This is a genomic window from Chryseobacterium sp., from assembly GCF_041914225.1.
In the GTDB taxonomy this organism is placed as follows: domain Bacteria; phylum Bacteroidota; class Bacteroidia; order Flavobacteriales; family Weeksellaceae; genus Chryseobacterium.
In genome coordinates this window covers 57,994-79,457 of record NZ_JAYSDT010000014.1, presented here as the reverse complement: position 1 = coordinate 79,457, position 21,464 = coordinate 57,994, and the positions used below count along the sequence as shown (strand labels likewise).

Here is a 21,464-nt window from a genome sequence, read left to right as displayed (position 1 = left end):
ACCATTTAATTCACTTATATGATCAAATTCAAATATGTCATCCTGTATGTTGAAGATATAGAGCAGTCCATGAATTTTTACAAAAATACTTTCGGCTCTGAAATAAAGTTTATCACCCCTGAAAAAGACTACGGAGAGCTTTTGACCGGTGAAACTACTCTTTCATTCGCGTCTGTCAGCCTTGCAGGTTCCAATATCAAAAAAGGATTTTTAACCGCAAAAACAGAAGACAAGCCCTTCGGAATAGAACTGGGATTTACTACTGACAATGTAGAAGCTCTGGTAGAAAAAGCAATAAGAAACGGGGCTGTTCTTTATGAGGATATTGCTGTAAAGCCATGGGGTCAAAAAACGGCTTACATCAAAGATCCCAACAATTATCTTGTGGAAATCTGTACTGAAATCCAATAAACTTAAAATCTCTGATGTGGAAATAAGAAAATTACAAAAATTAGCTTCCAACCCCGGTTTGAACTGGGGACATAACGGCTATACAACGGACAAAATATACTCAATCTCTTCTATTGAATTTGGAGGTTCATTCGAGTTTATTTTAAAAGAAAAGTCCTTGCCTTATACCAAAACCTGGGATACCACTCCTGAAGACCTTGCAGATCTGAACACCATCATTGAACAGGGAAATTCTTTTGGTGCTTTTATCAATGAAGAACTGGCAGGCTGGATCATCTGTGAGCAAAGAACATGGAACAACAGCTTTTATATTGAAAATATTCTGATCGATGAAAAACACAGGCGGGAAGGAATCGGAGTTATGCTGATTAAAAACGCCATTAAAGAAGCAAGAAAGTTAAACTGCAGAGTTATTGAGCTGGAGACACAGAACACCAACTACCCTGCCATTCAGTTTTACAGGAGAATGGGATTCAATATTACCGGGCTGAACACCAGACTCTATGAAAATGTGGAGGAAATTGCTCTTTTCATGACTTTAGATGTGGAATAGAAAGATCGCTATCATAAAATCTTTAGTCCTGTTCAATTAAAACACTTGCTGGTGTGTTAAAAAATTTATACATTAGTAATCAACAAATTAAAAATGATTACTATGAAAAATCTGAAAAAATTAAAGAGAAATCAGCTTGTCCTGATCAGCGGAGGAGACACTCCATATGCAATATGTGATATTGATGGTAACTGTCCTCCCACAATAGGCTCCTACTATTGCAGCGATGGTACCTGCTACAGAGTTTCCGGCGGTGGCGGCGGTAATCCGGGATGTAATGAACCAATGCGTCTTTGCCAGGAATGGGAAACAGGATGCGGATGTGTTTATATATAAAGATACTTGTTAGAGAAAATTTTGTTGAGGGCGGTTTTTACCGCTCTTTTTTATTAAAAAAAATGCATATTTGCAATAAGACTAATATCAAAAGCTCATGTTACGACAAACTTATTTTATAGCTGCACTCACTGCCTTTTCATTCATGTATGCGCAGAAAAAGACATTCAAATGTTTAGAAGTTCATGATGCTGTCAAACTTATTGATGAAGAAAAATATGATGATGGAATCGCTATCCTTAGAGAATGTGAAAAAAAAGATCCACAAGATTATACCTATCCATATGAAATAGCACTTGCCTATATTCGAAAAGAAGACTATAAAAGTGCCATATTACTGTTAGAAAAAATCAAAGATTATCCAAATATAGATGACTACTATTATGCCCTTCTCGGCAATGCCTATGATTATGCTGATAACCCGGAACAAGCTATAAAAACTTATGATGAAGGATTAAAAAAATTTCCGTCTTCCGGAAAACTCTATCTTGAGAAAGGAGTTGTCCTTGAACTTCAAAAAAAAATAACCCAGGCCATTGAAAACTACGAAAGAGGGATAAAGGCACAACCGTCATATCCATCAAACTATTACAGAGTAGCCAAATTATTTTTAAATTCTAATAATATGCTATACGGTCTCGTTTATGGTGAAATATTCTTAAATCTGGAACGCACCACTTCCAGAAGCCAGGAAATGAGTCAACTTTTATATGACGGGTATAAAAAAGCAGTAAAATTCAAAGATAAAAGTACAACAGTTGATTTTTGCCAGGCCTTTATTACTATTAAAAAAGACAGTAAACCTACTGATCCTCTTCCTTTCTGTCTTCTTTACAGCGGATATTTTGCACTCGCTACTGTCGATAAAAAAGAAATCAATTTAGAAACCCTGTCAGACATCAGAAAAAAGGCGTTGAAGGAATATTTGAAACACAAGAACAATCCGTCAAATGTTTTATTAAACTATCAACAAATAATGGATGACAACAATCTATTTAATGCTTATAATTATTATCTGTTTCAGATAGGAGATCAAGAAGCTTTTAAAAGCTGGCTCATTAATAATAAAGCAGAATATGAGAAATTTGTGGATTGGTACACGAAGGATACCAATATTCTGAAAATCGATAAAAAGAATCTTTATATTGCTGACCCTATACCAAAATAAAGGTATTTTTTATCAATCTTATATAATCCGTTCTAAACTTAATTGTACAAACAGCCTTCTTCAATTTTATTATTTTTGCAAAAAGATCGCTCTGATATCATGCAAAATCTTCTGAACTATATCAGATCACTCACACCATTTTCAGATGAAAGCTGGAAACTACTTCTGCCTGTTTTATCGGAAAGAAATTACAGGAAAAACGAGCTGATGCTACAGGAAGGAGAGATCTGCAACTCTCTGTTTTATATTGATAAGGGATATTGCAAAAGTTATTATGAAATACAAGGAGATATTAAAAATACCGGATTTTTCTTTGAGAATGAAATCGCTACCAATATCAGCAGCTTTGGAAGCGGGCAAAAATCAGAATTTAACATTACTGCCTGTGAAGAACTTCATGCCATTATTTTTGATAAAACAAGATTGTTTGAAGTTGCTGCCAAAGTCCCTGAAATTGAAACATTAGGACGCCATTGTATTCGTCAGTTTGCTTCCAGACAGGAAGAATTTTCCAATTTGTTCAAGCTTTATACAGCACAGGAAAGACTCGAATATCTGGAAACTCACTATCCTCATATGATTCAGCGTATACCTCTCACTCAGCTGGCTTCATTTCTGGGAGTTGCAAGAGAGACATTAAGCAGAATCCGGAAACGAAGGGTATCCCGCTGACATTAAAATCCATCCAAAAAGCCACAACACTCAAACAATATGATATGAAGACATTAATCTGGCAAGGCATCTTTTATCAATCCCTTGAATATTTTAATTTACAATCAGACGATAAAGGTTATACTGTAGAATCAAAAATCATTGGCTGCCACGAGGATAAAATATATGCTTTAAATTATAAAATTTTTATTGATAAAGACTGGACTGTTCAGGATTTTCTGATTGAATCCGAGATCAATGCAGTTAAAAGAACTTTTTCAGGAAAAAGAAATCAGAACCAATGGAAAATCAATGGTGTTGTACATTCTGAATTTAATAATTTCAAATTCATAGACATTTCTCTGACTCCTTTCACCAATACGTTACCAATCAACAATTTAAAACTTCCAGAGAACAGTTCTCATAAAATTGATGTTGTTTATATTGATGTTTTAAACCATCATATCAGACCTGTACAACAGCAATACACCCGCACAGCAGCTAATAAATACCTGTATGAAAATATCGAAACCGATTTTAAAGCAGAAATTTCGGTAGATGGAACAGGTTTAGTCACCAGCTACCCTAAATTGTTTGAAAAAATTTCAGAACTCTGAAAAATGGCATGATGAGAAGCTTAGCATTTGATAGAAAAATTAAATAACTTCGTTATCCCCCAATTTTGTCATTCAAGGATCTGTATATTTATCTGTAAAAATATCCTGTATCCATGACAAAAATTCCTATTCTGGATTACCTTACCAAAGTAGTCAACGGTGAAAATGTAGACGAATTTACAACCTATCAGATCTATCCAACAGCGATTTCAAAAACACTTGGATTTCAAATAACTGATGTTGCCTCTGGAGAAGCCAAAGTCTCCATCAATGCAGATCATGAAATACATGGAAACCAGCAGGGAACCATTCATGGAGGACTGCTTTGTGAACTGGCAGATGCGGCCATCGGAACAGCCCACTCTACCCTGATGAATGAAGGAGAAAGTTTTACCAGTATAGAACTTAAGATTAATTTTTTCCGCCCAACATGGAAAGATAAGCTTACGGCTCATGCAAGACCAATACAATCCGGTAAAACCATTACTGTATATCACTGTGAAATAACCAACACTGAAGGAAAACTTGTCGCGGCTATGACCAGTACTGTTATGACCTTAAGAGGAGACAAGGCAAAAGGAAGATAATTGGCTATTTTAGTAATAAATAACCCCTTATAATTGTTATAATGGTATGAAAATAATTGTGCTTTTATTCTTTTTTGTCACTTCTCTGAATGTCGTTTCCGCTCAGAACAGACCATCTGAAGGTTACTTTGAAACCTCAGATCATGTAAAGATCAAATATAAAGTCTCCGGAAAAGGAGAAGCATGTATTTATATTCCAGGCGGTCCGGGGCAAGGATATCCATCTTTTGAACTGATGAGAGGCAACAACCTTGAAAAAAATATACGGATGATTTATATGGATCAACGGGGTTCCGGAGAATCCAGCACATCGGGTAACTATCATCTTGATAAAATGACTCAGGATATTGAAGAGCTGAGACAGCATCTGAAATTGAAAAAGGTATTTTTACTGGCTCATTCTTTTGGCGGAATCATAGCTGTCAATTATGCAAAAAAATATCCTCAGCATACCAAAGGAATCATTCTGGCCAATGTTACACTTCATTTTCTGAATGACGAATCCGTCAAAGAACAGATTGAATATGGAAATAGTCTTTTACAGGCAAAAAACAGATCTGTCCCTAAAGACAGCCTTTCTTCAGAGCTTTCTAAAATCAGCAGTGCATTAAGAAAAAAAAGAATCGGGTATAAATTCCTTACCGAAGATATCGAAACCATAAAAGAAATGGATAAAATAGATTCTCTCCATCCCCGTATCATCGACTTCGGAATGGCAGTGATCTCAAAACCCAAAGCTTTCCCTGAATATTATGCTGATTATGCACCCATAACAAAAGACATCCAAGTTCCTGTATTAATCATCACCGGAAAAAAAGATAAGGCAGTCGGAACCCAACATTATAAAACCTTTCAGTTTCCCAATCAGAAAGTAGTTTCCATTGATGGCGGACATCTTTTGTACTATGAAAAAAATAAAGAATTTGTGAAGGCTGTAACCCACTTCGTGGATACAACGAAATAAGTTATATATCTATAATTTTAAATGAAAGATTTCGGCGCGGCCTCCCGCCGCGCCCCAACAGTCCACCCATAAAATAATCAAAAAAAAAAAACGGGGGTTTGAATATTGTTAAAGCCGGGGTTTATAGTTTTTTATTGCAGGTTAAAATCTGGTATATATAAATATATTTTAAATTCCCTTGGGGGGGCCCCCCCCCCCCCCCCCCCGAAACTTTCCACCATTCAAATACTCATAAAACAAATCCGGCTGTTTCAATCTTGAAACAGCCGGATTTTATCTATTTTAATTCCTGCTTAAAAGCTGGTAAATATTAGAATTTAAGATCTCCATTCACTTCTCTTACTGCATTAGCAGCTTCAGCGAATTTCAATTGCTCTTCAGCAGTTAATGTTACGTTTACGATTGATTCCACTCCGTTAGCTCCAATGATAGCCGGAACTCCTAAGCAGATATCGTTTTGCCCATATTCACCCTCAAGCATTAAAGAACAAGGGATCATTTTCTTCTGGTCACATGCAATGGTCTGAACCATTACAGAAACCGCTGCACCTGGAGCATACCATGCTGAAGTTCCTAATAATTTGGTAAGCGTAGCTCCTCCTACTTTAGTTTCTTCGATGACATATTTTTGTTGCTCATCGCTTAAGAACTCAGTTACAGGAACACCATTTCTTGTCGCTTTGCTCAATAATGGAAGCATACCCGTATCACTGTGGGCAGCGATTACCATTCCGTCAACATCAGAAATCGGAGCTTCTAATGCTTCAGCTAATCTGTATTTGAATCTTGCAGAGTCTAATGCACCACCCATTCCGATGATCTTGTGCTTAGGAAGACCTGAAGTTTTGTGTACAAGGTAAGCCATAGTATCCATTGGGTTAGAAACCACGATGATGATTACTTCCGGAGAATGTTTTACTAAGTTTTCAGTAACGTCTTTCACGATACCAGCATTGATACCGATCAATTCTTCTCTTGTCATTCCAGGTTTTCTTGGAATCCCTGAAGTGATTACTGCCACATGAGAACCTGCAGTTTTGCTGTAATCTCCTGTTGTACCCGTAATTTTTGTATCAAATCCGTTAAGAGATGCTGTCTGCATCAAATCCATTGCCTTACCTTCAGCAAACCCTTCTTTAATGTCTACCAAAACTACTTCTGAACAGAAGTTCTTCATTGCGATGTATTCTGCACAGCTTGCTCCTACAGCGCCTGCACCTACCACAGTTACTTTCATATTGTTACTTTTTAAATTATTTTTTTGTTAGTTAAGTTTAAATTTGAAACTCCCCAAATTTAACAATTTCTGAAAAATTGCGCAATTTTTCAGAAATTTAATTAGAATTAAATGAATTAATTGACGTTCAGTAAAAACGTATAGAGTTTTTTTGCCCCGGAAAGCACTTCGTTATAGTTTTCTTCAGCCACTTCCGTATCCAGAACTTCTTTAAAGTTTTTCCACATAGGTCCTGTATTTTCCTGATAGCAACCGAAAAAATTGAACGTTACCTCATCGAAGCCTGCTGTTTTAGAAAGCTGCTTTGCAATAACGTTTCCGCCAAGCGTGGAACCTTCAATCACATACATAGCGCCGAGTGCTTCATGCTCATTGTCAAATTCAAGATCGTGAGAAGCTTCCTGATTTTCCAGGGAGAGGCTTTTCAGGTCTTTTTCTATAAGGGAAAGTTTCTTTCGTGAAGCGAGCTGAAGTTTTTCCGCATACTTACCAGAAAGACTGCTGAATATTTTATCTTCACTGTGAAGAAGCATCAGGTAATTGGCATGGATGATTTTTTTATAATCCTCTAAAGTGAAAGTCTTGTTGAAAATCTTTTCAGAATTAAAAAGTTTTTCTGCTGCATCGTGATAGTCTGCCGTATTCTGCTTAAGATATTCTGTTACCATAATAACGTTTTAAAAGTTTCTCAAATGTAAGGCTTTTTAAACGTTAAAATAAAGGAAGTTCCTTCATTATTACTTTCATAATCAACATTTCCGCCTATTCTTTTCATGATACGGTGTACAATAGACAGCCCTACCCCATTTCCTTTAAACTTCTTGGCATTATCCATCCTGTTGAAGATCTTAAACATCTTATGTTTTTCTTCTTCAGGAATACCAATTCCATTGTCAGAAATTCTGTAAATAATGGTCTGTCCGTCTTCTGTTCCCTCAATTTCCACTTTGGGAACTTCTTTATGAGAAGAATATTTCACGGCATTATTGATGATGTTCAGAAATACCTGATGAAGCAGTGTTTTATCGGCCAGTACGTCCGGACATTCCTTGATGATGATCTCACTGTTCGGACTGCCGTAGGTCATCTTGGCGTTTTCAGAGATTTTTTCAATCGTATGAACTGTTTTCAGGCGCTCAAGCTGGATTTCACTATATTTTGCACGGCTGAGCTGCAGGACATCATGTATCATTTCCGCCATATTGTCGATTTCCTCAATAATTGTATTGATCTTGGTTTTGCTTTTCCCGGAATCATCCGCAAGATTTCCCAAAAGCATCTGAGCATTCAGTTTCATTACGGTGAGCGGAGTTCCAAGATCGTGCGAAATAGTATATGAAAAACTGTCAAGCTCCTCATTTACTTTTTTAAGCTCATCATTAAGCCTTTTGATCGCATTATAATTTTTATGGGAAGTTTCCAGGATAAGATCCCTTATAGCCTGTACAGCGCTTATATTCCGGGAATTCCATCTTTTAGACTGTCCTTTTATATTTTCTGTAAAAATCCGGAAGGAAGTTCTTGGCGAGATCATTTGTTTTTCTTCTCCATTCTGCGAAAATACACTTACTTTCTTCTCCGGATTCCCGGCCCAGTTGATATGTTCATCAAATTCTTTCCTGAACCAGACCAGCATTTCAGTTTTCTCTCTTTCGATAAAATAAATAATGATTCCTGCAGCATTTTCAGACAGCCCAAGCTCCTCACCATGATCTTTAAGAAAGCTTCTGCTCACAAAAATGCGCTCAGATGTATTACCGAGAGCCCACTGCACTACCCTGTTAATACTTTCCAGATCCGGTGTACTGCCATCTGTTACGACATTTTCTTCCGAAACAATAGCAAGTCCGTCTGCTTCGGGTAAATTTCTGATCTCTTTCTTACATTCGATAAGAGAATCAAACAAAATATTATGTTTTAAAAACTCCGTTTTCAGCTGAGACATTCTCTCATTCAGCTCCAGACGGTAATTCAGTTCGCTTTTTGATTTAAAAGAGGAATAAGCATTCGCAGCAAGAGCTGTAAAAATCCCGGCCTGTACTCTGTCTTCAAGATCAATATGCTTGGGTTCCACATTCTGGCATGTTACCAAACCCCAAAGGTGATCATCAATAATAATGGAAACACTGAAACTTGATGCTACACCGGAATTTTTCAGATATTGTCCGTGAACGGGTGACATTGCTCTGGACGCCGAGAAAGTAAGGTCAATATGATCCGTGCTTTTGCTCAGAACCGGAACGGTATCCGCATATACATTGCTGAAGATCCGTTTTCTTTTTTTCAGATAAAGATCCCTTGCCTGCTTCGGAATATCAGACTCCGGATAATGAAGGCCCAGAAAGCTTTCCATATTCTCATTTTTCTTTTCAGCAATTACTTTTCCGGAACCGTCCATCATAAATTTATAGACCATCATCCGGTCATAGTTTACCACTTTTGAAAGGGTTTCCAGCAAATGATTCCAGAGTTCCTTTTCATTATCAATGACATAAAAATTATCGTATTTATTGGAAATCCGTTTATTGGGATTAATCAGTACCTCTTCAAACTCCAGGAAGATATAAAGCTCACTCCTGAAAACAGAAAAGTGATATTCTTTACCGTTGATAAAAATTTTGTCGAAATAAGTTTCATTACTGCGTCTGGTAAACTTGTCCAGTGAAGTATAGATTTCTGAATCAATAATGCCCTGAAAACTTTCCGGAAAATCAGTAAGTTCTCTTCCGAACAGCTCCTCCGAGTTCCCGATTTTAAATAGATCCGAAATATTCCTGCTAAAAAAAGTAATGGTATAGAGCTCTGCATCAATGCCAATCAAATAGCCAAAACTTTGTATAGAACCCGGAATATGGATAGGCTCTTCATGGCATTCTATAAAATTCATATGTCTTTTCAGTCTGTTAATCAAATATAACGATTTTTATTAACAGCCTTCTATTTTGTGGTACTTAATTTCAAACCCCTTTCAACCAGCGCCTTATGGGATATAACGATGATAAAACAGGAGTAAAAAACACATTCAAATATTCTTCTTTTTTTACCATTTTTTATGTCAAATTTTTAAAAGATACGAAAAAAAATCTTACAATCCAATTATCATCCTTTAACTATGATTCATAACATAAATTACATATTATTAACCCTTATAATTATTTTATTTAAACAAATTTCTCTAAATTTACATCACCAAATAATGAATATGATCAAAATACATTGAATTATTAACAAAAAATTCAATATAAAATTTAAATTCAAATAATACTATTATGAAAAAGTTCCCATTAATTTTATTTTCTCTGATTCTCTCTATAGGATTATGGAATCCGTCAGAGGCATGTACAAGAGTTGTATATAAAGGTCCTCAGAATACCGTTATTACAGCACGTTCTATGGACTGGCGTGACGAAATCCCGGTCAACCTTTGGGTACTTCCGAAAGGAATAGACCGCAACGGACTGGTAGGCCCTAAATCTGTAAAATGGACTGCCAAATACGGAAGCCTCGTCAGCTCATCATGGGACATTGCTTCAGCAGACGGAATGAACGAAAAAGGATTGGTTGCCAACCTGCTCTGGTTAGGAGAATCCCAGTATCCTAAATTCGACGGAAAAGGAAGTAAAAAGGGAATTGCCATTTCATTATGGGCTCAATATTATCTGGATAATTTTGCCACCGTAAAAGAAGCTGTGGAATTTTCACGTAAAGAACCTTTCGTTATTGTAAGTGATTATATTCCGGGGACAGAAAGATTTACAACCGTCCACCTTTCTATTTCTGATGCTACGGGAGACAATGCCGTATTTGAATATATTGACGGAAAACTGGTAATTCATCATGACCCGTCTTATACGGTAATGACCAACTCTCCTGTTTTTGAAGAGCAGCTGGCTCTCAATAATTACTGGAAAGGCATTCCGGGAACCGTTATGCTTCCGGGAACCAACCGTGCTGCAGACCGCTTTGTAAGAGCTTCTTACTACATCAATGCGATTCCTCAGACTGCAGATACCCGCACAGCGGTAGCCAGTGTCTTCAGCGTCATCAGAAACTGTTCTGTTCCTTACGGAATCACTTCTGCCACAGAGCCTAATATTTCTTCAACAAGATGGCGTTCCGTTTCGGATCAGAAAAACCTGGTATATTATTTTGAAACGGTTTTTACACCGAATACTTTCTGGGTAGATCTTAAAGATTTTGATCTGAGCGCTAAAGGAAAAGTGATGAAACTGGATCTTAGTAACTACCGTACCTACAATGGTAAAACCAATGCAGAATTTAAAGAATCCGCACCCTTCACGTTCTTAGGTTTAAAATAGATATTTCACCACAAACCACTTATGCTTAAGCAAAATCTGATCTCTGCAGATGAAGACCTAAGTATGCCGCACTATGACTGAATGTATAATCATTCAAATGCATGTAAGATACATGTGGTAAAATAAAATTTACAATAAAAAAACAAAAATAGATATGGCCTTTTTTTCAATTAAAAAGAAAAGCCTCATTCTGTGTATGCTTGCCTGCGGGTTAGCTGCCCATGCACAGAATCAGGATTCTCTGAAGACCACCCACCCACAGCAGGAAGACAATGTTAAATATCCTCAGCTGCAGATCAAAGGCCTTTTTCAGGCGCGTTATCTTGTAGGGATGAGTAAAGATGTAGATGTAAACGGACTTCATCATACCGATGGTTCCGGAACTGATAATAATTTCATGCTCAAATATATGAGGGTTCAGGTTCGGGCACAGATCAGTAAACGTACGGAAGTTGTAGTGCTGGCCAACCTTGCAGACTTTAAAAATGATCCCAAAAGCAGAGTTCTTGAAAATGCTTATCTGAAATACACTTTCAATCCCAAATTAGCGATTACTGTAGGACAGTTCAGACCTTGGTTCGGTATTGAAGAGACCTATCCTATCGACATTATTAAATCTTTAGACTGGTCTAACCAGTATACGGAATTCGGAAAGCTGGGCTGGACAAGTTTCCAGATCGGAATGTCTGCTACAGGACAGCTTCAGCTGGGAGAAATTCCTTTCCAATATGCGGTTTCAGTAGTTAACGGAAACGGAAAGAACCAGATTAATGATAATGACAACGGAAAACAGTATTCTACCCGTCTTGTTTTCGGATTATCCAAAAAATACAATTTCAATGTAGGCCTGAACGGAGGTATCGGGGAAGTTTTCAGTAAGAAAGTATATGCCCTGGGAGTGGATCTTAGCTCACTGATTCAGTTTGATCCGAAATGGAGCCTTGATATGCAGCTGGAAGCCAAACAGGCAACCAACCACGTTCTGTATAATTCTATTGCTCCTGAACTGAGGCCTGAAAATCCAGACCAATATCTGATCCGTGGCGCTTATTTCCTTCCGAATCTGAAATATGAAATCAACCATAAAAACCTCAGTGCCTTCGAACTTTCCTGCCGTTACGAATATCTTGACACCAATTTCAGAATGGCTTCCAACCCAAGGCAGACGATTACTCCGATGTTCGGATTGGAATTCCTGAAAAATTACGGCGCAAGAATTCAGCTGGGAGTACAGTTTGACCGTTACAAACATCAGATAGAAAACACCTCACAATACAACAACAATCTATTTATAGTACAAGTACAGAGTAGGTTTTAAACGATTAAACAGTTAGTATCATGAAAGAAATTAATATTAAAAACGTAGCGATCACATTTGTTGTTGCGTTGATCATATGGTTCATTCCTGCCCCGGAAGGCGTTGCCGAAAATGCCTGGCACCTGTTTGCCATCTTTGCGGCAACCATTTTGGGAATTATTCTTAAAGCGGCTCCAATGGGCACCATGTGTATGATGGCCATTGGATTTACTGCCCTTACGCAGGTAGTTGCTCCGGGAGATGCCGGAAAATCTATTACCAAAGCGCTTTCCGGTTTTGGAGATAAAGTAATCTGGCTGATCGGGATTTCATTCTTTATTGCCAGAGGATTTATCAAAACTGGGTTAGGGAACCGTATTGCCTTTTTATTCATCAGAGTTTTCGGGAAAAGTTCACTGGGACTGGCTTACGGATTAGGGCTTGCCGACGTTTGTCTTGCACCCGCTATTCCAAGTAACACAGCAAGAGGTGGCGGGATTATTTATCCTATCATGAAATCTATGGCCATCAGTTTTGATTCGGTTCCTGAAAAGCCGGAAACCCATAGAAAATTAGGATCATTCCTGACTTTAAACAGCTACTATATGAACCTCATCGCTTCTTCCATGTTCCTTACCGGGACAGCCAGTAACCCGATGTGTCAGAAGTTTGCGGCCAACCTTGGTATCGATATTACCTGGATGTCATGGGCAGCAGCAGGTTTTATTCCTGGGGCGGTAGCATTCTTTGTGGTTCCTTTGGTATTGTACAAATTGTATCCGCCTGAATTGAAAAAAACAGGGGATGCTCCGAAAATGGCAGCAGAGAAATTAAAAGAAATGGGACCTATCTCCAGAAACGAATGGCTGATGCTGTTAGCCTTCTTTATCCTGCTGGCGCTTTGGATATTTGGTGGAGCACTTTCTATTGATGCCACAACTACTGCATTCATCGGGTTGACATTGCTGTTATTAACTTCAGTATTGACCTGGGAGGATGTAAAAGGTGAAAAAGGAGCATGGGATACGATCGTTTGGTTCGCCGTATTGGTGATGATGGCAAGCTCTTTAAATGAACTGGGCTTCATTGGCTGGTTCAGTAACCTTATCAAAGTTCAGATCGGAGGATTGAGCTGGCAGGTAGCTTTCCCTGTTATTATTGTGGTTTACTTCTTCAGTCACTATATTTTTGCCAGTGCTACCGCTCACGTGGCAGCCATGTATGCGGCATTGCTGGGTGTAGGTGTTTCTTTGGGAATTCCTCCTATGTTATTGGCGATGATGCTGGGTTTCATGGGTTCTATTTATGGGGTACTTACTCATTACGGCCACGGTCCGGCTCCTGTATTTTTCGGAAGCGGGTATGTTAATCTGAAAGCATGGTGGCTCAGAGGTCTTGAAATAGGAATTGTTCTATTGATCATTTATATGGTTGTAGGAGGACTATGGATGAAAGTCTTAGGATATTATTAATCAATACATCAAAAATATGTTATCAACACTGTCAAGAAAAATGCTGATGTGCCTTACAGGACTCTTTCTGGGATTCTTCCTGTTGATTCATTTCCTTGGAAATCTTCAGCTTTTTCTACCACAAGAACAGGCGCACCTTCAGTTTAATGCCTATTCGCATTTTTTATCAGGAAATATCATTATCAAAATAGTTTCTTACGTCTTGTATGCCAGTATTATTCTGCATGCTGCAGACGGGCTGATTATTACTTTAAAAAACAGAAATTCCGGTGGCAGTTATCACTCGGACAGACGTGGGAGAGCCAGTACATGGGCTTCCCGAAATATGGGAATTCTCGGAACATTAATCCTGATTTTCCTGGTGATCCATTTCCAGAACTTCTGGTATATTTACAAATTTGGAACTCCTCCTTTGGATGAGAACGGAAACAAAGATCTCTACATTCTGGTAGTGAATGTCTTTAAAGAATGGTGGTACGTTATCATTTATGTTTTGTCAATGGTCGCTTTGTGTTACCACCTGATTCATGGAATACACAGTGCCATAAGAACTCTGGGACTTTACCATCCAAAGTTTGTACAGTGGTTCAAAACGATCGGAATTGCTTATTCAATCATTATCTGTGCAGGTTTTGCATTGATGCCGGTGTATGTATTCTTTACTTATCATTAAAAGGAACAATCATGATTTTAGATTCAAAAATACCACAGGGCCCATTGGAACATAAATGGGAAAATTATAAAAAGAAAGCAAAACTCGTTAACCCTGCCAACCGTAAAAAACTGGACGTCATTGTAGTAGGAACCGGACTGGCTGGAAGTTCAATTGCAGCTTCTTTGGGAGAAATGGGCTATAATGTCAAATCATTCTGTTTTCAGGACAGCCCGAGGAGGGCCCACTCTGTGGCAGCACAAGGAGGTGTGAATGCAGCAAAAAACTATAAAAACGATGGTGACAGTGTATACAGAATGTTTGTAGACACTTTGAAGGGAGGAGATTTCAGAGCCCGGGAAGCCAACGTATACAGAATGGCAGAATGTTCTCTGAACCTCATTGACCAGGCCGTGGCTCAGGGCGTTCCTTTCGGGCGTGAATATGGAGGATATCTGAACAACCGTTCATTCGGAGGGGTTCAGGTGAGCCGTACTTTCTATGCGAGAGGACAAACGGGGCAGCAGCTGCTTCTGGGTGCTTATCAAGCTTTGATGAGACAGGTTGGAAAAGGCTCTGTACAATTATTTTCAAGACATGAAATGCTGGATCTGGTCACTGTTGATGGAAAAGCCAGAGGAATTATCGTAAGGAACTTAGATACCGGAGATATTGAAAGACATGCCGCCCACGCTGTAGTATTGGCAACCGGAGGTTTCGGAAAAATTTATTATCTGTCTACCCTTGCCATGGGTTGTAACGGCTCTGCCATCTGGAGAGCCCATAAAAAGGGAGCGTTAATGGCTTCCCCAAGCTGGATTCAGGTACACCCTACTTCGCTTCCGCAATCCGGGGATTATCAATCTAAACTGACCTTAATGTCCGAATCCTTACGTAATGACGGCCGGATCTGGGTTCCATTGAAACAAGGTGAAACCAGACCGCCGAATGATATTCCTGAAAATGAAAGGGATTATTATCTTGAAAGAAGATATCCGGCTTTTGGAAATCTCGCTCCAAGGGATATTTCTTCCCGTGCAGCTAAAGAAAGAATTGATGCCGGTTTCGGAATCGGGCCTTTGAAAAACGCCGTTTATCTTGATTTTTCAAAAGCAATACAGGAACAGGGAAAAGATAAGATCAAAGAAAAATATGGAAATTTATTTGACATGTATCTGAAAATAACAGGATATGATGCGTATAAAGAACCCATGATGATTTCCCCGTCTGCCCACTTCTCAATGGGCGGCCTTTGGGTAGATTATGAACTGATGACTACCATTCCCGGACTGTTTGCTTTAGGCGAAGCTAATTTTGCCGATCACGGAGCGAACAGATTAGGAGCCAACTCACTTCTGCAGGCCTCAGTTGACGGATATTTCATTGCCCCTTACACTATCGCCAATTATCTGGCGGATGAAATTCATACCGGAAAAATTTCACCGGATACTCCGGAATTTAAACAGGCTGAAAAAGCAGTTAAAGATCAGATTAATCATTTTATCAATATCAAAGGAAGCAAAACCGTTGATTATTTCCATAAAACGTTAGGAAAGCTCCTGTATGATTATTGCGGGCTGGCCAGAAATGAAGATGGCCTGAAGTATGCCATCCAGGAAATAAGAAAACTGAAACAGGAATTCTATAAAGATGTAAGAGTTTCCGGACAGGGTAATAAAATGAATACCGAACTGGAAAAAGCAGGCCGTGTGGCCGATTATTTCGAAATAGGAGAACTCATGTGCTATGATGCATTAACCCGTAACGAATCCTGCGGAGCTCATTTCAGGGAAGAATTCCAGACTCCGGATGGTGAAGCGATGAGAAATGATGCGGAATACCAATTTATTTCTGCCTGGGCATGGAAAGGTGAAAATGGAGAACCTGAACTGATTAAGGAACCTTTAATCTTTGAAGAAATTCAACCAACGGTAAGAAGTTACAAATAAAAACAGAAAATTATGGATTTACATCTTAAGATATGGAGACAGAAAGACAGAAAAAGTAAAGGAAAGCTGGTCCCTTACGACCTTAAAGGGTTGAATCCACACATGTCTTTCTTAGAAATGCTGGACACTTTAAACGAAAAGCTGATTATTGAGGGGGATGAACCTGTAGAATTTGATCACGACTGCCGTGAAGGAATCTGCGGACAATGTGGAATGATGATTAATGGTATTGCCCATGGTCCTTTGAAAAATACAACGACCTGCCAGCTTCATTTACGATCGTTTAAGGATGGAGAAACGATTCTGATAGAACCTTTCCGTGCTGAAGCGTTTCCGGTGAAGAAAGATTTAAAAGTAGACCGTTCTGCCTTTGACCGAATTATATCTTCAGGAGGTTTTGTATCGGTGAATACGGGTCAGGCTCCTGACGCTACTGCCATTCCGGTAGCTCACCAGACGGCCGAAGAAGCTTTTGATTCTGCTGCTTGTATCGGATGCGGAGCGTGTGTTGCCACGTGTAAAAACGGGAGTGCAGCCTTATTTACTTCTGCAAAGATTACCCACATGGCACTCCTTCCTCAAGGGAAAGAAGAACGAAGCAAGAGAGTGCTGGATATGGTGACTCAAATGGATACGGAATTATTCAGACACTGCTCCAATACAGAGGCCTGCGAAGTGGAATGCCCACAGGGAATTTCTGTACTGAATATTGCCAGAATGAATTTCGAGTATAACAGAGCTCTATTTTTCAGGAAGAAAAGTTAATAAAACGGCAAACCGAAATCGTAAAAAGATAAAAAGGAGAATTTATATATTACAAATTCTCCCTTTCTGTTTTAAAAAAATTGGAAAAATTAATTTCCTATACATCCATCATTGCTACTACTCTTGCCGGAGCAGCAGAACCGCCAACGATTTTAAGCGGAAATACACAGATTTTAAATCCGGATGGAGGCAATGCTCCCAGATTTGTCAGCTGTTCGATATGCAGATATTCTTTTTCGATTCCTACGCGATGCCCTTCCCAGAAAAATTCAGGATCATTCATCTCTCTGGCTTTCTGAGCCATATATTTCAGAGGAAGATCCCAGCCCCACTGGTCGATTCCCATTACTTTTACCCCCTGGTCAATCAGCCATTCTGTAGCTTCTTTACTCATTCCCGTTCCTTTTTCTACAAAATCCGGAGTTCCCATCATTTTATCACGATCGGTTCTGATCAGGACAATATTTCCTTCCCGAATGGTAATTCCGTTTTTATCAAGATCTTTTTTCAAATCATCTACGGTGATGGCAACAAAATCTTCTTTATGGGTACAGTCGATCACAATACCATCTCCATAACACCATTCCAACGGGATCTGGTCTATCGTTTTGGCAGGCTTTCCCTCTACTACAGGACCGTAATGCCAGGGAGCATCAATGTGAGTTGTCGAATGAAGTCCCATATTTTTGATGGTGTCATCTGCCCAGCCTGTCCAGTTTTTAGGAAAAAGCCTTGATGGAAGTCTCAATGCCAGACGAATCAGCCAATGTGATTTTCTGTGGGCTTTATGTTTGATTTTAACCCTCATGAACCAGGGATCTCCTGCATTGTATTGGATAGGTTTTGTCAGATCGACAATTTTTGTTTTCATATGATTTAGCTAAGAACACAAAGATAGCGAATAAGGCAAAAAAGACGAATAGATATTAGGAAATGAAAAAAGATTAGCCATTACTAATCTTTTTCTAATTCTAAGGGGTTTTCATATTTTTTGTTTTCTTCTCGTTCCTTTTGTCTTTGCCTTATTATTTCTTGGCCTTGTATAATAGTGGTTTCAGAGTTTTGAAGTACACCAATTAAATTTGCATTAGCATCTTTTAACGCTTTTTCAAATTTCGGTCGAGTCGTTTCAAAAGCTCCATTATATCGATTTTCGTTTATCTTTATTAATTTACCTTTTAATTTAAATGCAGGTGTAGATTTTACAAGCTCAAAATCATATTCTCCTTTATCATCTGTTATTTTAACGATCAATCCAGGCAATCCGCTAAATTTATATGGCCCATAGGGTAATGGAATTTCGGGAGAGTACCAAACGATCCAATTTCTCCCCTTAAAGGTAACTTCCGCTTTTTTACAATTAATTGTGTTTATTATTTTTGTATCATTGCTCAATTTCCAATTTTTAATGATCGGTTCTTTATAGGTGAGTATTGACATTCCAACTAAGTTAAAATACTGTATATTTTCATTTGATTGTATTATAGTAAAGGAAAATTTTGTTTTTGGGATAGACACTCCCTTCGAGCTTAACAGTTTTGCTCCATTTTCTAAAGTTTTTATTGGAAGTGCTTGGAATACTGAATCTCTTTTTAATGACTGAATACTCGCAAAAAAAGCACGTTCATCACCTATCTGTAATGAAAAAAATTCTTCATGTCTATAATCAGGAGTTGATGTATTCAATTTAGCTTTTAATAAATAGGTAAATTCACCACGCAGACTATCTTTTTTATGTAATTGAGAAAAAAATAAGACACTAAAAAATAAGGCTAATAATTGAAATAATTTTTTATAGTAATACATAGAATTATTTTTGATTGCAAAAAAAATGCACTTATAACATTATAAGGCCATAAGTGCAATAATTAATATGAAACAAATATTAATTACAGTAATTTGCGTCAAGATTAGCAAGCCATTGATTTGCTTGTTCTGCAGTCCAATCTTGAGTTGTAGTAGCAGTCTGACCACAAAATTCTGCAATCCAAACTTGTTTAACACCTCCTTTTACAGTTTTAAGGTCTTCACGAGTCATTCTTTTAAATTTTTTCATAAAATATGTTTTTAGTAAGTATCAAATATATACAACTAACTCTTATCTGCAGGTTATTTTTTATTATGTTAAGTAGTTGTTTATCTGAGGAAAACATATTTTTCGCTTAAAAATTTTGCGTATAAAATTGAGTTGATTTTATCATTTTACTCGAACAAAAAAGCTGTTATTAAAAAATAAATTTGGATATTTTTTTTATATGTTAAATAGTCAATTTCAAAAACAGAGTTTTACATCAAAAAAATATTTAATTGTTCTGATGTTTTATTATCATATTTAGCGGTTTTGCCTTTTTGCTTTTTCGCCTTTTTACTCCCTAAACCCCTCTCGGGATCATAATCTTCTTTGGATCATTCTCATCATACATAATCTCAATAGTTCCTTGTTTAGGAATGGAAGAGAGCTTTAGAAAACTGACAATTTTCTTGTATACCGCAATATGTTCAGTTCCTCTGAAATCTTTAAAACTTACCTGAAACATGATTTGTGGCTGATTATTGACAAGAAGACCTGTCTCACTTACACTGATAATATTGGCTTCAGCATTTCTTCCTGAAAAAAGAATGCGTTCTTCTTTTGTATTTTTTAAAAGCCTGCCGAAAATTAACTGAAAAACCAATACATAGATGATTGTCATCACACCGCTGAAAATAATCGGATGCATGAATGTCAGAAACCTCCAGCCGAAATCAAAGGATTCTCTCCAGTAGAAATAATAGTATAGACCAATAACATAAGCAATCAGCAATACAAGAAACACACTTCTTAAAACTATTCCTGATGTATTAAATCCTACTTTCTGATCACTTAAAATAAAATAAGGTTCCTGCGATACCTTAGGATTCAGCAGTACTTTTACTTTGTTTCCTGCATCAAATCTTTTTTCGTATGGTTTAGAATCATGAAACATCGTTTTATGTTCTATCACCGTATTGCTGAGATTGGGAAATGAAAGCGTAACCTGAATGAGGTTCATGTTTTTCTTAGCAATGTATTTGAGGAGTCTATAATCAATGATTTTGGCTTCTCTTGGAATTCCGTTCCGAAGAATAGACTTTATCGTATTTTTCTCTTTAAAAGTTGTAATAAAAAGCTTATTGATAAAGAAAATAATCACATATCCCCATATTAACAAAGAAAAACTGAGATACCCATAGCTTACCGCTAATGAATTTCTCGGTTCTGTTGCCAGCTCCTCATTCAACATATACAATAAAATAGGAAAAGGAGCGCAGAAAAAAAAGAGAAAAATTCCCCAGAAAATGATCAGAAATTTCATAGCTGTTATTTTGTAATCAGCAATAAAGTTATGATATTATTATGGAACCGGAGACTTCTTTTTTATACTTCTTTTTCGAAATAAAGCCTGTAATATTTTCCTTTGTCATCCTCACCCATTTCGATTTTCTGTCTATCTCCGTGGATGTAGATATGGAAGTTTTTATCTAATTTAATGATACTTTTAAAGTGCCTCTGTGTCTTTTTCACCGCAGCTTCACTGATTGGGAATTCCTCGGCAATATTCACCTGCATATCCTGTTCATAATCCGTTTTAAAGTTCACAAAACGTTCAATTACATGCTCATCACCCAGTACTTCATTGGCAAACTCATCCAGCTTAAATTCTTCTTTCTCCTTAAAGAAATTAATAGATTTATTAAGGAAATCTGCCTGGTCTGCTTTGGAAACTTCAAATTCCTGAGGAAGTTGTTTGGTGATATAATCTTTGTACACCATCAAAGCTTCCTGCGTGTGGAAATATTCATCATCACGCTGTTTTACTTTCAGGAAATCTTCGAACCAGTAGTACATATCTCCGTTTTTGTTGTTGTCAACTACGGAAAGTACATATCCTGTTTCTTTATTATTGTTGTAGATCAAAGCTGCTTTATCAATTTTGGATAAACCGATACCCTGATCTTTTTCAATATCAAATGTTTCTTCTGCAGGATTGATTTTCAGGAAGGATTCTCTCTTTTCTGTTTTAAAGATCCCGATTTTGTCTACTTTGTCAGGACGGTCGCTTTCATCTTCAAAAAGTACGATGAAAAGTTCTCCGCTCTGAACCCTTGGGTTTTCTGCAGCTTCAAAAAGATGTTTGGCAATATTCTCAGATTCCCAGATAAATTTGGATTTATCATCAAAAATTTCGGAAACAGCACTGTAAACCGGATTATTCACCAGATAAGTGTCACTGTAAAAATGAAAAGTTTCTTCCGATTTGAAGGATCCTAAAAAGTAATCTTCAAGCAACTCTGCCATTCCTTCTTCCAGTTTCAATTCCTCCTGGGAAAGTGTCAGGGAATCTCCGTTAATCTTATTTCCGACTCTGTGTACTATTATTTTTGAAAACATTTTTCTGAATATTTGGACTGCAAAGATATTCATTCTTATCCTTACTGCGAAACCTAAAAATAATATTGATTTTGG

General features: G+C 37.6%; 22 protein-coding genes. 14 read left to right on the top strand and 8 right to left on the bottom strand.

Annotation, left to right across the window (positions count from 1 at the left end):
• The first annotated feature begins 18 nt into the window (after positions 1-18).
• The 8 genes from ACE3RB_RS08755 to ACE3RB_RS08720 all read left to right on the top strand — a co-directional run bounded on the left by ACE3RB_RS08755 (position 19) and on the right by ACE3RB_RS08720 (position 5,287).
• Positions 19-411, top strand: a complete 393-nt coding sequence (locus tag ACE3RB_RS08755) for a VOC family protein (RefSeq protein ID WP_374463877.1) — start codon at positions 19-21, stop codon at positions 409-411.
• Between the two features lie 16 nt (positions 412-427).
• The gene (locus tag ACE3RB_RS08750; RefSeq protein WP_374463876.1) at positions 428-964 is read left to right on the top strand and encodes a GNAT family N-acetyltransferase; all 537 of its coding nucleotides are present in this window, start codon (positions 428-430) and stop codon (positions 962-964) included.
• Between the two features lie 102 nt (positions 965-1,066).
• Positions 1,067-1,300: a hypothetical protein gene (locus ACE3RB_RS08745; RefSeq protein ID WP_002977426.1), complete on the top strand. Its 234-nt coding sequence runs from the start codon at positions 1,067-1,069 to the stop codon at positions 1,298-1,300.
• Between the two features lie 97 nt (positions 1,301-1,397).
• Complete coding sequence (locus tag ACE3RB_RS08740; RefSeq protein WP_374463875.1) at positions 1,398-2,468, top strand: tetratricopeptide repeat protein; 1,071 nt, start codon at positions 1,398-1,400, stop codon at positions 2,466-2,468.
• A 99-nt stretch (positions 2,469-2,567) separates the two neighbouring features.
• Positions 2,568-3,140 carry a Crp/Fnr family transcriptional regulator gene (locus ACE3RB_RS08735; RefSeq protein WP_374463874.1) on the top strand — a complete coding sequence of 191 codons (573 nt, stop codon included), beginning with the start codon at positions 2,568-2,570 and terminating at the stop codon, positions 3,138-3,140.
• Between the two features lie 44 nt (positions 3,141-3,184).
• Positions 3,185-3,736 carry a putative glycolipid-binding domain-containing protein gene (locus ACE3RB_RS08730; RefSeq protein WP_374463873.1) on the top strand — a complete coding sequence of 184 codons (552 nt, stop codon included), beginning with the start codon at positions 3,185-3,187 and terminating at the stop codon, positions 3,734-3,736.
• Between the two features lie 113 nt (positions 3,737-3,849).
• Entirely contained in the window at positions 3,850-4,323 is a 474-nt protein-coding gene (locus ACE3RB_RS08725) for a PaaI family thioesterase (RefSeq protein WP_374463872.1), read from the top strand.
• Between the two features lie 46 nt (positions 4,324-4,369).
• Positions 4,370-5,287: an alpha/beta fold hydrolase gene (locus ACE3RB_RS08720; protein ID WP_374463871.1), complete on the top strand. Its 918-nt coding sequence runs from the start codon at positions 4,370-4,372 to the stop codon at positions 5,285-5,287.
• A 310-nt stretch (positions 5,288-5,597) separates the two neighbouring features.
• Here the strand turns inward: ACE3RB_RS08720 and ACE3RB_RS08715 are convergent, their stop codons facing one another.
• From ACE3RB_RS08715 to ACE3RB_RS08705, 3 genes are all read right to left on the bottom strand, one after another.
• Positions 5,598-6,524 (bottom strand): malate dehydrogenase, encoded by a 927-nt coding sequence (locus tag ACE3RB_RS08715; protein ID WP_374463870.1) that lies wholly within the window; start codon positions 6,522-6,524, stop codon positions 5,598-5,600.
• A 116-nt stretch (positions 6,525-6,640) separates the two neighbouring features.
• On the bottom strand, positions 6,641-7,192 hold the full coding sequence (locus ACE3RB_RS08710; RefSeq protein WP_374463869.1) for a biliverdin-producing heme oxygenase: 552 nt from the start codon (positions 7,190-7,192) through the stop codon (positions 6,641-6,643).
• A gap of 20 nt (positions 7,193-7,212) precedes the next feature.
• Entirely contained in the window at positions 7,213-9,411 is a 2,199-nt protein-coding gene (locus ACE3RB_RS08705) for an ATP-binding protein (protein WP_374463868.1), read from the bottom strand.
• A gap of 382 nt (positions 9,412-9,793) precedes the next feature.
• Here ACE3RB_RS08705 and ACE3RB_RS08700 point away from each other — a divergent pair, with 382 nt between their 5' ends.
• From ACE3RB_RS08700 to ACE3RB_RS08675, 6 genes are all read left to right on the top strand, one after another.
• Positions 9,794-10,843, top strand: coding sequence for a linear amide C-N hydrolase (locus ACE3RB_RS08700; RefSeq protein ID WP_374463867.1), 1,050 nt, complete (start codon positions 9,794-9,796; stop codon positions 10,841-10,843).
• Positions 10,844-10,997: 154 nt separating this feature from the next.
• Complete coding sequence (locus ACE3RB_RS08695; RefSeq protein ID WP_374463866.1) at positions 10,998-12,161, top strand: porin; 1,164 nt, start codon at positions 10,998-11,000, stop codon at positions 12,159-12,161.
• A gap of 20 nt (positions 12,162-12,181) precedes the next feature.
• On the top strand, positions 12,182-13,612 hold the full coding sequence (locus ACE3RB_RS08690) for an anion permease (protein WP_374463865.1): 1,431 nt from the start codon (positions 12,182-12,184) through the stop codon (positions 13,610-13,612).
• A gap of 16 nt (positions 13,613-13,628) precedes the next feature.
• Complete coding sequence (locus ACE3RB_RS08685; protein WP_374463864.1) at positions 13,629-14,285, top strand: succinate dehydrogenase cytochrome b subunit; 657 nt, start codon at positions 13,629-13,631, stop codon at positions 14,283-14,285.
• Between the two features lie 11 nt (positions 14,286-14,296).
• On the top strand, positions 14,297-16,213 hold the full coding sequence (locus ACE3RB_RS08680; protein WP_374463863.1) for a fumarate reductase/succinate dehydrogenase flavoprotein subunit: 1,917 nt from the start codon (positions 14,297-14,299) through the stop codon (positions 16,211-16,213).
• A 12-nt stretch (positions 16,214-16,225) separates the two neighbouring features.
• Positions 16,226-16,978, top strand: a complete 753-nt coding sequence (locus ACE3RB_RS08675) for a succinate dehydrogenase/fumarate reductase iron-sulfur subunit (RefSeq protein ID WP_374463862.1) — start codon at positions 16,226-16,228, stop codon at positions 16,976-16,978.
• A gap of 97 nt (positions 16,979-17,075) precedes the next feature.
• Here the strand turns inward: ACE3RB_RS08675 and ACE3RB_RS08670 are convergent, their stop codons facing one another.
• The 5 genes from ACE3RB_RS08670 to ACE3RB_RS08650 all read right to left on the bottom strand — a co-directional run bounded on the left by ACE3RB_RS08670 (position 17,076) and on the right by ACE3RB_RS08650 (position 21,389).
• The gene (locus tag ACE3RB_RS08670; protein WP_374463861.1) at positions 17,076-17,849 is read right to left on the bottom strand and encodes a cyclase family protein; all 774 of its coding nucleotides are present in this window, start codon (positions 17,847-17,849) and stop codon (positions 17,076-17,078) included.
• Between the two features lie 83 nt (positions 17,850-17,932).
• Positions 17,933-18,784: a GLPGLI family protein gene (locus tag ACE3RB_RS08665; RefSeq protein ID WP_374463860.1), complete on the bottom strand. Its 852-nt coding sequence runs from the start codon at positions 18,782-18,784 to the stop codon at positions 17,933-17,935.
• A 79-nt stretch (positions 18,785-18,863) separates the two neighbouring features.
• The gene (locus ACE3RB_RS08660) at positions 18,864-19,034 is read right to left on the bottom strand and encodes a hypothetical protein (protein ID WP_374463859.1); all 171 of its coding nucleotides are present in this window, start codon (positions 19,032-19,034) and stop codon (positions 18,864-18,866) included.
• A gap of 316 nt (positions 19,035-19,350) precedes the next feature.
• Positions 19,351-20,313, bottom strand: coding sequence for a hypothetical protein (locus ACE3RB_RS08655; protein WP_374463858.1), 963 nt, complete (start codon positions 20,311-20,313; stop codon positions 19,351-19,353).
• Between the two features lie 62 nt (positions 20,314-20,375).
• A complete protein-coding gene (locus ACE3RB_RS08650) occupies positions 20,376-21,389 on the bottom strand; it encodes a nucleoid-associated protein (protein WP_374463857.1) in 1,014 nt (337 codons plus the stop codon).
• Positions 21,390-21,464: the final 75 nt, after the last annotated feature.

Coding starts and splice junctions, on each gene's coding strand:
- ACE3RB_RS08755 (WP_374463877.1), top strand. CDS start 19: ATGATCAAATTCAAATATGTCATCCTGTATGTTGAAGATATAGAGCAG.
- ACE3RB_RS08745 (WP_002977426.1), top strand. CDS start 1,067: ATGAAAAATCTGAAAAAATTAAAGAGAAATCAGCTTGTCCTGATCAGC.
- ACE3RB_RS08740 (WP_374463875.1), top strand. CDS start 1,398: ATGTTACGACAAACTTATTTTATAGCTGCACTCACTGCCTTTTCATTC.
- ACE3RB_RS08735 (WP_374463874.1), top strand. CDS start 2,568: ATGCAAAATCTTCTGAACTATATCAGATCACTCACACCATTTTCAGAT.
- ACE3RB_RS08730 (WP_374463873.1), top strand. CDS start 3,185: ATGAAGACATTAATCTGGCAAGGCATCTTTTATCAATCCCTTGAATAT.
- ACE3RB_RS08725 (WP_374463872.1), top strand. CDS start 3,850: ATGACAAAAATTCCTATTCTGGATTACCTTACCAAAGTAGTCAACGGT.
- ACE3RB_RS08720 (WP_374463871.1), top strand. CDS start 4,370: ATGAAAATAATTGTGCTTTTATTCTTTTTTGTCACTTCTCTGAATGTC.
- ACE3RB_RS08715 (WP_374463870.1), bottom strand. CDS start 6,524: ATGAAAGTAACTGTGGTAGGTGCAGGCGCTGTAGGAGCAAGCTGTGCA.
- ACE3RB_RS08710 (WP_374463869.1), bottom strand. CDS start 7,192: ATGGTAACAGAATATCTTAAGCAGAATACGGCAGACTATCACGATGCA.
- ACE3RB_RS08705 (WP_374463868.1), bottom strand. CDS start 9,411: ATGAATTTTATAGAATGCCATGAAGAGCCTATCCATATTCCGGGTTCT.
- ACE3RB_RS08700 (WP_374463867.1), top strand. CDS start 9,794: ATGAAAAAGTTCCCATTAATTTTATTTTCTCTGATTCTCTCTATAGGA.
- ACE3RB_RS08695 (WP_374463866.1), top strand. CDS start 10,998: ATGGCCTTTTTTTCAATTAAAAAGAAAAGCCTCATTCTGTGTATGCTT.
- ACE3RB_RS08690 (WP_374463865.1), top strand. CDS start 12,182: ATGAAAGAAATTAATATTAAAAACGTAGCGATCACATTTGTTGTTGCG.
- ACE3RB_RS08685 (WP_374463864.1), top strand. CDS start 13,629: ATGTTATCAACACTGTCAAGAAAAATGCTGATGTGCCTTACAGGACTC.
- ACE3RB_RS08680 (WP_374463863.1), top strand. CDS start 14,297: ATGATTTTAGATTCAAAAATACCACAGGGCCCATTGGAACATAAATGG.
- ACE3RB_RS08675 (WP_374463862.1), top strand. CDS start 16,226: ATGGATTTACATCTTAAGATATGGAGACAGAAAGACAGAAAAAGTAAA.
- ACE3RB_RS08670 (WP_374463861.1), bottom strand. CDS start 17,849: ATGAAAACAAAAATTGTCGATCTGACAAAACCTATCCAATACAATGCA.
- ACE3RB_RS08665 (WP_374463860.1), bottom strand. CDS start 18,784: ATGTATTACTATAAAAAATTATTTCAATTATTAGCCTTATTTTTTAGT.
- ACE3RB_RS08660 (WP_374463859.1), bottom strand. CDS start 19,034: ATGAAAAAATTTAAAAGAATGACTCGTGAAGACCTTAAAACTGTAAAA.
- ACE3RB_RS08655 (WP_374463858.1), bottom strand. CDS start 20,313: ATGAAATTTCTGATCATTTTCTGGGGAATTTTTCTCTTTTTTTTCTGC.
- ACE3RB_RS08650 (WP_374463857.1), bottom strand. CDS start 21,389: ATGTTTTCAAAAATAATAGTACACAGAGTCGGAAATAAGATTAACGGA.